Source organism: Nitrosopumilus sp. b1, from assembly GCF_014078545.1.
Taxonomy (GTDB): Archaea; Thermoproteota; Nitrososphaeria; order Nitrososphaerales; family Nitrosopumilaceae; genus PXYB01.
In genome coordinates, this window is sequence record NZ_MU078739.1 from 1 (window position 1) to 9,494 (window position 9,494).

A 9,494-nucleotide genomic window follows, 5' to 3' on the forward strand; every position below is an offset into this window, starting at 1 on the left:
AGAGCTAGGCTATCCTGTGATTATTCGAGTTGCATATACACTTGGAGGAAAGGGCGGTGGTATTGCACACAATGAAATTGAATTACACGAGATTGTAGAGCGTGGAATTAATGCAAGTTTGGTTGGTCAAGTCTTAATTGAAGAATACATCGGCCACTGGAAGCAAATCGAATATGAAGTAATGCAAGATTACTCTGGCAATAACGTCATTGTATGTAACATGGAAAATGTTCTATCAATGAAAGCCCATACTGGCGATAACATTGTAGTTGCACCATCCCAAACAATTGATAATAGTGAATACCATACAATGCGTTCAGCTGCACTTCGTGCAACAAAGCATGTTGGAATTGTCGGTGAATGTAACATACAGTATGCACTAGACTCTGATTCCGATAGATACGTTGCAATTGAAATTAATCCAAGACTTTCTCGTTCTTCTGCACTAGCTAGTAAGGCCACTGGATATCCTCTAGCATACATGTCAGCTAAAATTGGATTGGGTCATTCATTACCTGAACTTGTAAACCACATCACAAAAACAACTACTGCATGCTTTGAGCCATCACTAGATTACATTGTGTGTAAGCATCCACGTTGGGACTTTTCAAAGTTTGAGCTAGTTAATCGTAAACTCGGCGTAACAATGAAGTCAGTTGGCGAAGTTATGGCAGTTGGCAGAACATTTGAAGAGTCAATTCAAAAAGCAATTCGAATGCTAGATATTGGAAACGATGGGTTGGTGCTTAATCGTCTAAACGGCAAGACGTATGATGAAGAAGACATTGAATACCATCTGAGTCATCATGATGATTTTATTTTGTATTATGTAGCAGCTGCACTAAAGAAAGGAATTACAGTTGATAGGATTTACAAACTATCTGCAATTGATCCTTGGTTCATTGAAAAAATAAAAAATATTGTAGATGTTGAAGCCGAGCTCAAAGAAAAAGAGTTAGAGCCAAAACTACTCAAAAAAGCAAAGACTCATGGATTCTCTGATAATCAGATTGCTCGAGCAAAAAATACGCAGCCTTCAGAGATTCGAAAGATGCGAAAAGAGGCTGGAATCGTGCCTGTAGTAAAGCAGATTGATACTTTGGCAGCTGAATGGCCTGCCAAAACAAACTATCTCTACATGACGTATGGTGGAGACAAAAATGACATCCAGATTACACCTGAGCAAAAGGGTACCATTGTGTTGGGGGCTGGTCCCTATCGAATTGGAAGCAGCGTAGAGTTTGACTGGGGTACTGTGAATATGGTCTGGGGCCTGCGAGAACAAGGTGAAAAAAATATCTCAGTTGTTAATTGTAATCCTGAAACCGTTTCTACTGATTATGATATCTGTGATAGATTATACTTTGAGGAAATCTCCCATGAGAGAATTCTAGACATTGCAGAGTTTGAGAATCCAAAAGGAATCATTACATGCGTTGGTGGACAGACTGCAAATAATCTTACACCAAAGCTTGCAGAAGCTGGAATTCAAATCCTTGGAACTAGTGCAAAAGATGTTGATAGTGCAGAGAATCGCTCAAAGTTTAGCAGTGTACTTGATTCATTGCACATAAAGCAACCACTATGGCAGGCATTCTCAAATCTTAATGAAGCAAAATCATTTGCACAAGAAGTAGGATATCCAGTAATTGTTAGACCGTCTTATGTTTTGAGTGGTGCTGCAATGAAAGTTGTATGGTCACAAGATGAGCTCAAGACATATGTAAAAGAAGCAACTGATGTCTCCCCTGATCATCCAGTTGTAATTTCAAAATTCATGTTAAACTCTTTGGAAGTTGACGTTGATGGTGTGTGTGATGGCAAAAACGTAATCATTGGTGCAATAGTAGAGCACATTGATAGTGCAGGCGTTCACTCTGGGGATGCAATGATGTGCATTCCACCATGGCGATTAAGCAATCAAGTAATTGAAACAATAACTGATTATACAAATAAAATTGCAACAACATTTAATGTTAAAGGTCCATTTAATCTGCAATTTTTAGTTCATGATGGACATGTGTATGTAATTGAGCTAAATATTCGTGCATCACGTTCCATGCCATTTGTTTCAAAACTGGTAAAGACTAATTTGATTTACTTGGCAGCCCGTGCAATTTTAGGAAAGGAACTACCTCCAATTCCTCATGATCAATGGAAGAAGATTCACAACTATGGAATCAAAGTTCCACAATTTTCATTCATGCAATTAGATGGCGCTGACATTGTTCTAGGAGTAGAGATGCAATCAACTGGCGAGGCTGCATGCTTTGGAAAATCATTTTATGATGCCCTATCAAAGGGATTGACCTCAGTTGGATATAATCTTCCAAAGTCTGGCTCTGCACTAATTACAATTGGCGGTACCCAAAATAAAGAAAAACTCATGCCAACAATTGCACTTCTCAAAAACTTGGGATTTGAGCTATTGGCAACAGAGCACACTGCAGAGTTCTTCCAAGCAAAGTTCTCTGATGTTAAAGTCGTGCATAAAATTAGTGAGCCTGACAGAAAACCAAACATTGCTGATTTGCTGCATGAGAGAAAGATTGATTTTATTATTAACATTCCAAGCACTTCAACTTTGGAGAAATACGTTGGAATGCTTGAAGACGAATACCAGATTCGACGAAAGTCACTAGAGCTAGGAATTCCTGTACTTACTACCGTTGAGCTAGCTGAATCCTTTGTTAAAACACTAGAGTGGTTGCAGAAAAATGAAACCACAAAACTTCCAATTGAGCCCTATGATCCAATTAGCTAACTACTGAAAATATGGATAAACTATAAGATTACAGTCGTCGCAATAATTACATGGAAAAGATTTGCTGGGCAAATACGGATAATTTTGATGATTCCAAATTTGTTGTGGTTGGAATTCCTGATGAATCCCAATCCCATGCACTCAGACAAGGAACACAAGAGGCCCCCTTTACAATAAGAAAAATTTCCAATGAGCGTGATTCGTATGAGCGTGATGGAAAAAAGATTCTAGGAAGACCAAATGATGGAGCCCAAAAAAAAGTATACGATATGGGAAACATTACTCGCGGAGAAATTGATGATGTGTATGATAAAATTTCATCCTCATCTAAAATCCCTATTTCAATTGGCGGGGATCACTCAATTACCAGACAAATAATTAATGCAATGTCAAATAGGTTGGGAAAATTTTCTTTGGTTTATTTTGATGCGCATCCTGACTTTGTAAGCTCTACTACAAACTACTATGGCTCTGTTGTAAATGATGTCTTATTGAATATCAAAACTGAATCTAGTGTTCAAATTGGCATTAGAACTCCAGAACTCGAAGAGCTTGCAAATATCAAAAAACACAATTTGCAGATAGTCACACCATTTGATATTTCAGAAATAGGAATCAAAGAGATTGCCTCATCAATTCTGGACAAACTAGGAGAAAACGTGTATGTTTCATTTGATATGGATTGCATTGATCCTGCATATGCCCCAGGAGTGTCAGTTCCAGTACCGATGGGATTGAGCAGTGTTGATGCTGCATATATTCTAAAAAAGATTGCAAAAAGGGGAATCGTGGGAATGGATGTCATGGAAGTCTGCCCAAGCTTTGATGTTAAAGACAGAACATCACATCTAGCATCAAGATTAATCTCTGAGGTAATTTATTCAGCAGGTGAAAAGTAGCATGGAAGAATTTGTAAATGAATACACTTGGGGAAAGGCAGTAGCAGAAAACGCAGAAGATAAATTTCATGCAAACTTTGAGAAGGCAATCGAAGAAGTCAAAAATGAATTTGGAAAAAAATACCCAAATATCATAAACGGCAAAGAAGTTTTCTCAGAAGAATCCTTTGAGGTTCGCTCACCTGCTAACAGAGATATTGTTCTAGCAAATTTTCCACAGGGAACAAAACAAAACGTACAAGATGCCATAGATGCTGCTAAAAATGCATTTGAAGAATGGAGTAATACACCATACCAAGAACGTGTTAAAATATTTCGTGAATGCGCAGATGTTTTTTCCATGCAGAAGTTTTACCATGCTGCTATTATGACATTTGAGAATGGTAAAAACAGAATTGAGGCAATAAATGATGTCGATGAGGCAATTGATTTTATGAGATTTTATGCGTATCAGCTAGAAAAAAACCAAGGATTTTGCAAATCAACACCTCATCCTAATCCCAAAGAAAAAACTCAAACCATAATGAAACCTTTTGGTGTTTGGGGAATTATTGCGCCATTTAATTTTCCTTCAGCAATTGCAATCGGAATGACTAGTGGTGCACTACTTACTGGAAACACTGCAATTCTCAAACCTGCAAGTGATACTCCAATCTCATCATACAATTTTGCAAAAACAATTTTCAAAAAAATTCCTATAGGGGCCATCAACTTTATCACAGGACCAGGAAGCGTAGTGGGAAACTCGCTAATTGAAAGCCCTGACGTTTCAGGAATTGCCTTTACTGGCTCTTATCAGGTGGGAATGTCTGGATTCAAAAAATTCACAGAAAAATCTGCAAAGCCGTTTATCTCTGAGATGGGAGGCAAAAACCCAGTTATTGTTACTAAAAATGCTGACCTTGAGAAGGCCACAGAAGGTGTCATGAGGGCTGCATTTGGTTATGGAGGACAAAAATGCAGTGCATGCTCTAGAGTTTATGTTCATGATGATGTGGTTGATGAATTTACAAAAAAACTAGTAGAGAAGACAAAAAAGCTAAAGATTGGGATGCCTTGGGAGAAAGAAGTCTTTCTTGGTCCAATAATTAACGAGTCAGCTAAAACAAAATTCGAAGAATCAGTTAAACTTGCAAAAAAAGACGGGAAGATTCTAACTGGCGGTTCGGTAATAATGCATCCAGAATTAAAAAATGGATACTTTGTAGAGCCAACAATTGTTACAAAGCTTGATGATGAAAACAAGCTTGTAAAAGAAGAATTATTCTTGCCATTTGTTTGCATTCAAAACTTCAAAGACTTTGATGATGCAATAAAGCGTGCAAACGATACTGAATACGGACTAACTGCTGGAATTTTTAGTGAAGATCAAAAACAAGTTCAAGACTTTTTTGATAAAATTCAAGCAGGTGTTGTTTATGCCAATCGTTCTGCTAGTGCAACTACTGCAGCATTAGTTTTGGCGCAGCCCTTTGTTGGATGGAAGGGCTCAGGCTCTACTGGAAAGGGTGCAGGCGGTGAGAACTATCTGCAACAGTTTATGAGGTCTCAGACTCAGACGCGTTGTGACTGAAGCAGCGAGCTACCCAAAAGCAAGATGTTGCGTTTTCTTTCTTTGATTCTCCTAATAGAATAGGGAAGCCAGTTTGTTCCATACGGAATATAATCAGATACTACAAACTTTTTTTTGATCAAATCTGGTTTTTTATCCTCTCTGATTCCCTTTAACATCTGAAACTCGAACTTTTTTGGGTATCTTTTTGATAATGAGACTGCCTTTTTGATGAGCTTAGAATCATGTGTTGCAATCCCAAACTCGTTTGATTCTTTGAATAATTTTCTCATCAGCCTGATGTAGCTATTATCCACGTCTTTCCTTGACTTGAAGGCAATCTTTGCATTTTCTTTGTATGCACCTTTTACCAGACGAATCTTTGCACCATTTTTGATTAGGTCTCTTAAGTCATCTTCTGTTCTTTTGAGATTTGCCTGTAAGGCTATTCCCATTCGCTCGTATCTTGAAAAGAATGCATAGTATAGCTCTATTGTCTCATCTGTGTGATCAGCTGATTCCATGTCTATCCACACAAAAACGTGTGCATCGCGTGCAGTCTTTACAATCTCTGAGAGATTTTTGTAACATTCTTTTTGACTAATTGATAGACCAATCTGTGTTGGCTTTACAGATATTGCGCCCCTAATCTTCCATTTTCTAAATGATGAAATAATTTTTTGATACTCTGCAACTGTTTTTCGAATTGGTCTTTTTGTTTTGTGGTATTCTCCGAGTTTGTTTATGATTGCATGTCTTCCATTTTTGTATGCGCTTTGTGCTGAATTAAGTGCATCCTCAATGGTGTCGCCTGCAATCCATTGGTTTGCAAAACGAAAAAGAACCTTTTCCATTAATTGAATTCCAGATACCAATTAGTATACAATTGATTTTCAAACTATTTTATTTTATTCCAAAGATTGGATGAGTAGACTTTAGCTTTACTACAGGCAAGTAAGGAAATCCATGCTGAAACTTGTTTGTAAATTCTGCTTTACCCCCCTTATGTCCAGAATATTTCAAGAAAGGACCAGTTGGTTCATCGTCTAATGTTACATAATTAAAACAAAAGAAAGTATCATCAAGATCAATTTTTGTAATGTATCCTACTAGCCATTTTTTCTTGTAAGGGAATGCAAGTAGGGTAAACTCGTAATCATCAGGCCACTCAGGATCGTATGTGAGTCTAGCTAGGTCTCCAAGCTCATGGACTTTAATTGGTTTGAATTTGTCTTTGACTCGTTTTGTGAGCTTTATTGGAAACGGTAACGAGTCTAGCTCAACTATTGGGGCATAAGTTCCAGTCTTTGTAATTTCATTTACAATACTGTAGGATTCTTTTCCACCAAGTGGATCGTATGAGATGTATCTGCCATCTTTTTCAGATACTACAAAAAAATGCAAAATTGTACTGGAGAGAATTTTTCTCGTTGAAAAGATGTTTTTATTTTTGTAAGAGAACTGATAGACACGCAGTGGATGCTGTCTTGCGCACACATATCTTGCAAAATCAGCAAAACTATTCACCTCAACAAAATACTGTATGACCAACAGTAAACATCAAGGTTTGTTTGATTAATGTTTTAGGCTGAATTTTGAAGGTGATAATCTTCTTCATCGTCATAATCCTCATCTTCATTATCCCAATCCTCTTCTTCAGATCCTTCTTCGTTAGGTTCTAGAGGCTTTTTTTCATCAGGAATTACATCTGGGATTAGATCATCAGGGATAAGACCATCGGGTTCTTCATCTACCTCTGATGAAAACACAATAATTTGCAATTTGGTAATTTTTCATAGTATTATTGGTAATAAAAAAAGATTCTAGATTATCAAGATTGCAATTATCAAATCACATTTTCAATAACTGATTCATCCCCAATTATTGAACCATCAAGTGTTACAATTCTAGCAGAATTAACATTAATTTTCTCAATTATTGGTGATATTGATTTTTTATAATGTCGCTTATGTGTGGCATAAATATACTTGTTAAAAGAGGGAACAATCGTAATTTCAATCTCTCCTTTTTGTGATGAAAACAATTCTTGTTTGTCTGCACGAATAGAAATCCAAACTCGTTGACCATTCAGCACAGAGTCTTCAGAGAAAAAAACTGGATGGATATGACCCATGATGATTTTATCCACATGTGCAAAGTTCTCAGATGGCATCGTATGTCCATGTGTGAGCAAAACATTTTCCAAAACAAAACCAGTTGAGCTAATCATACTAGTCTTTTCAGGAACTAGCCTTGCAATATTTGCATCATGATTTCCGGGAATTAATATCGTATCAATAATTTTATTCATCTCCTCAAAAAACAATGGAACATCATTCCATTCTGTCTTTGAGATTGATTTTATGCTAGACTTTACATCGCCTAGTAAGACCAAAGAGTCTGGTTTTGTATCTGAAATGATTTCTTTAATCTCTGATATTGTCTCATTAATTGTAGTGTTTTTTCCAACAAAGATTTCATTTGCTCCAAGACTTGATTCAAAGCCCAAATGCAAATCAGTTACAATGAGGTATTTTTTTTCACCTTCTAGTATCATTGCAGGTTTGCCTGGAACGATTCTGGTTTCTACCATCACAGATATACTTTAGATTTAAAATTAAATCCTTGTGAGCCAAGACGAGCGAATCAAAAACCTTGTTTCTGAGCATCGAGTAAAATTGCATGTATTTGAGCCTAGCAAGAGACAAGTCTGGACCGTAGTTGGCACTGGAAAAGAGTACTGGATAGACCCTGAACAAAATTTTTGCTCTTGTCCTGGATTCTACTTTGGAAAAATTAATGGCAAAAAAGAATGCTATCACCTAGAGGCACTAAAGTCAGCACAAAAGCAAAACGAGCTAGAGAAAATTTCTTTTGCAGATGAGGAATACGTTGATTTTATCTCTAGTTTATTATCTGATCTGTGACTGGAAAATTAAGGTTATATCAGGTTAGTAAATCTCACAAACCACATGGCTACAAAAAAAGACCTTCTAGGTATTGCAGAAAAAATTATCGCACATAATTCTAAGATGCGTTTTGTAGCAATAATTGATCTTAAAGGAAACATTGTAGAGGGAATTATGCATAAAGGCAAAACCTCACTTGAATCCCAAAAAGAAGAAGAACACTTTTGCAAACAGATTGGTCAGAGACGAAAGATGAGAAAAGAGTTTGATAAGACTCTGGGAAAGGTTCGTTATGTTCACGTTGAGCGAGATAATGTTTCACAGCTTGTAGTGTACTCTAAAAAATATACCATCTTCATTACAGTAGAGCCTGAGCTTTCTATCAAAAAGAAAATCGAGCTAGTAAACACTGTCAAAAAATTAATCTCCAAAGCATAGATTCACAAGTTTCTTTAACGACCTGTTTTCTAGAATAACCATGGCTGATTTGGATTATAATTCCCAAATAGAAAACGTTGCAAAGCTAATGGAGCAGGACAAAGTCTCACCTGATGAGCAAGACCCACAAAAGTTTGAAAAATACCACGAGTATGCTAAGCAAAACTATAACATGAATGATGATGCAGCAGTACAGCTAATCTATGAAGCACTACTTTACTTGAAATTAAAAAATTCTGATTCTGCTGACCCAATGCAAGATGGTGACAAGTTTGGGGTTGGGTTCAGCTAGAACTAAGTGGAATAGTATCTAAATCATCTTTTGAGACGCCTTTCCATAATCCTACCATTCCTTCTGGCTCAACTTGTTCTACTTTGGTTATTTGTTGAATCTTGATATGATCTGGGTTTGGTGGCATCCAAAGCATTGCCATATAGTCGCCTACTTGTCCGACTTTGGTGGGCAGTGCCATTGTGATTTTATCTTCAGAGAATCCTTTTGAAACAAGTGCAGTAGTTGCCTTTTCTTTCAAATCCATTCTTCCGTGCAAGAAAAGATACACATCTTTTCCTGTGTCAAATTCTACCATGAATGCACTGTCTGGTTTTGACTAATCAACCTTACTTGGATAATTTAGTCGATCATATCCATAAAGGGTTAAATTAGAATATGCTAACTTTTGAATTATGAAAATCGTCACTGTTGGTAGCAGGTCTTTTGTTACTAGTTTTCAGCTAGCAGGAGTTCCAGGTGTAATTACTGAAACTCCAGATCAAGCATACGATGAAATCAAAAAACTTTCTGATGATTCAGACGTTGGCCTTGTTTTAGTTAGTGATGATGTTTCAGAGCCAATAAATGATAAATTAACTGCATTGCGTGCAGAAAAATCAACATTGGTATTTGCATTGCCATCAGTTGGTAGTCAAAA

12 protein-coding genes are annotated in these 9,494 nt (G+C 36.9%); 7 read left to right on the forward strand and 5 right to left on the reverse strand.

Annotated features, from left to right (window positions below; genetic code table 11):
- The 3 genes from carB to C6988_RS09740 all read left to right on the forward strand — a co-directional run.
- Nucleotides 1-2,764: carbamoyl-phosphate synthase (glutamine-hydrolyzing) large subunit (carB, locus tag C6988_RS09730; RefSeq protein WP_182135064.1), on the forward strand; the 2,764-nt coding region annotated here is incomplete at its 5' end.
- A 50-nt stretch (nucleotides 2,765-2,814) separates the two neighbouring features.
- Nucleotides 2,815-3,663: an arginase family protein gene (locus C6988_RS09735; RefSeq protein ID WP_182135066.1), complete on the forward strand. Its 849-nt coding sequence runs from the start codon at nucleotides 2,815-2,817 to the stop codon at nucleotides 3,661-3,663.
- A 1-nt stretch (nucleotide 3,664) separates the two neighbouring features.
- A complete protein-coding gene (locus C6988_RS09740; RefSeq protein WP_182135068.1) occupies nucleotides 3,665-5,236 on the forward strand; it encodes an aldehyde dehydrogenase family protein in 1,572 nt (523 codons plus the stop codon).
- Here the strand turns inward: C6988_RS09740 and C6988_RS09745 are convergent.
- From C6988_RS09745 to C6988_RS09760, 4 genes are all read right to left on the reverse strand, one after another.
- Entirely contained in the window at nucleotides 5,218-6,069 is an 852-nt protein-coding gene (locus C6988_RS09745; RefSeq protein WP_182135070.1) for a proline dehydrogenase family protein, read from the reverse strand. The two genes, C6988_RS09740 and C6988_RS09745, sit on opposite strands and share 19 nt — an antisense overlap.
- Before the next feature lie 49 nt (nucleotides 6,070-6,118).
- The gene (locus C6988_RS09750) at nucleotides 6,119-6,766 is read right to left on the reverse strand and encodes a hypothetical protein (RefSeq protein ID WP_182135072.1); all 648 of its coding nucleotides are present in this window, start codon (nucleotides 6,764-6,766) and stop codon (nucleotides 6,119-6,121) included.
- A gap of 32 nt (nucleotides 6,767-6,798) precedes the next feature.
- A complete protein-coding gene (locus C6988_RS09755; RefSeq protein WP_182135074.1) occupies nucleotides 6,799-6,984 on the reverse strand; it encodes a hypothetical protein in 186 nt (61 codons plus the stop codon).
- Nucleotides 6,985-7,061: 77 nt separating this feature from the next.
- Nucleotides 7,062-7,808, reverse strand: coding sequence for a metallophosphoesterase (locus C6988_RS09760; protein WP_182135076.1), 747 nt, complete (start codon nucleotides 7,806-7,808; stop codon nucleotides 7,062-7,064).
- A 34-nt stretch (nucleotides 7,809-7,842) separates the two neighbouring features.
- Between C6988_RS09760 and C6988_RS09765 the strand changes: the two genes are divergently transcribed.
- Genes C6988_RS09765 through C6988_RS09775 form a run of 3 tightly spaced genes read left to right on the forward strand, consistent with a single transcriptional unit; the run spans nucleotide 7,843 to nucleotide 8,854 of the window.
- Nucleotides 7,843-8,142 (forward strand): hypothetical protein, encoded by a 300-nt coding sequence (locus C6988_RS09765; protein ID WP_182135078.1) that lies wholly within the window; start codon nucleotides 7,843-7,845, stop codon nucleotides 8,140-8,142.
- Nucleotides 8,143-8,187: 45 nt separating this feature from the next.
- Nucleotides 8,188-8,562: a DUF6659 family protein gene (locus tag C6988_RS09770; protein WP_182135080.1), complete on the forward strand. Its 375-nt coding sequence runs from the start codon at nucleotides 8,188-8,190 to the stop codon at nucleotides 8,560-8,562.
- A gap of 40 nt (nucleotides 8,563-8,602) precedes the next feature.
- The gene (locus C6988_RS09775) at nucleotides 8,603-8,854 is read left to right on the forward strand and encodes a hypothetical protein (RefSeq protein WP_182135082.1); all 252 of its coding nucleotides are present in this window, start codon (nucleotides 8,603-8,605) and stop codon (nucleotides 8,852-8,854) included.
- Here C6988_RS09775 and C6988_RS09780 read toward each other — a convergent pair.
- Nucleotides 8,847-9,152: a hypothetical protein gene (locus C6988_RS09780; protein ID WP_182135084.1), complete on the reverse strand. Its 306-nt coding sequence runs from the start codon at nucleotides 9,150-9,152 to the stop codon at nucleotides 8,847-8,849. The genes C6988_RS09775 and C6988_RS09780 overlap by 8 nt on opposite strands.
- 97 nt (nucleotides 9,153-9,249) lie before the next feature.
- Between C6988_RS09780 and C6988_RS09785 the strand changes: the two genes are divergently transcribed.
- A partial coding sequence (locus C6988_RS09785; RefSeq protein ID WP_182135086.1) for a V-type ATP synthase subunit F occupies nucleotides 9,250-9,494 on the forward strand: 245 nt, incomplete at its 3' end.

Excerpts from the sequence above, each read along its gene's own strand:
- C6988_RS09735 (WP_182135066.1), top strand. The coding sequence starts at position 2,815 with ATGGAAAAGATTTGCTGGGCAAATACGGATAATTTTGATGATTCCAAA.
- C6988_RS09740 (WP_182135068.1), top strand. The coding sequence starts at position 3,665 with ATGGAAGAATTTGTAAATGAATACACTTGGGGAAAGGCAGTAGCAGAA.
- C6988_RS09745 (WP_182135070.1), bottom strand. The coding sequence starts at position 6,069 with ATGGAAAAGGTTCTTTTTCGTTTTGCAAACCAATGGATTGCAGGCGAC.
- C6988_RS09760 (WP_182135076.1), bottom strand. The coding sequence starts at position 7,808 with ATGGTAGAAACCAGAATCGTTCCAGGCAAACCTGCAATGATACTAGAA.
- C6988_RS09770 (WP_182135080.1), top strand. The coding sequence starts at position 8,188 with ATGGCTACAAAAAAAGACCTTCTAGGTATTGCAGAAAAAATTATCGCA.
- C6988_RS09775 (WP_182135082.1), top strand. The coding sequence starts at position 8,603 with ATGGCTGATTTGGATTATAATTCCCAAATAGAAAACGTTGCAAAGCTA.
- C6988_RS09780 (WP_182135084.1), bottom strand. The coding sequence starts at position 9,152 with ATGGTAGAATTTGACACAGGAAAAGATGTGTATCTTTTCTTGCACGGA.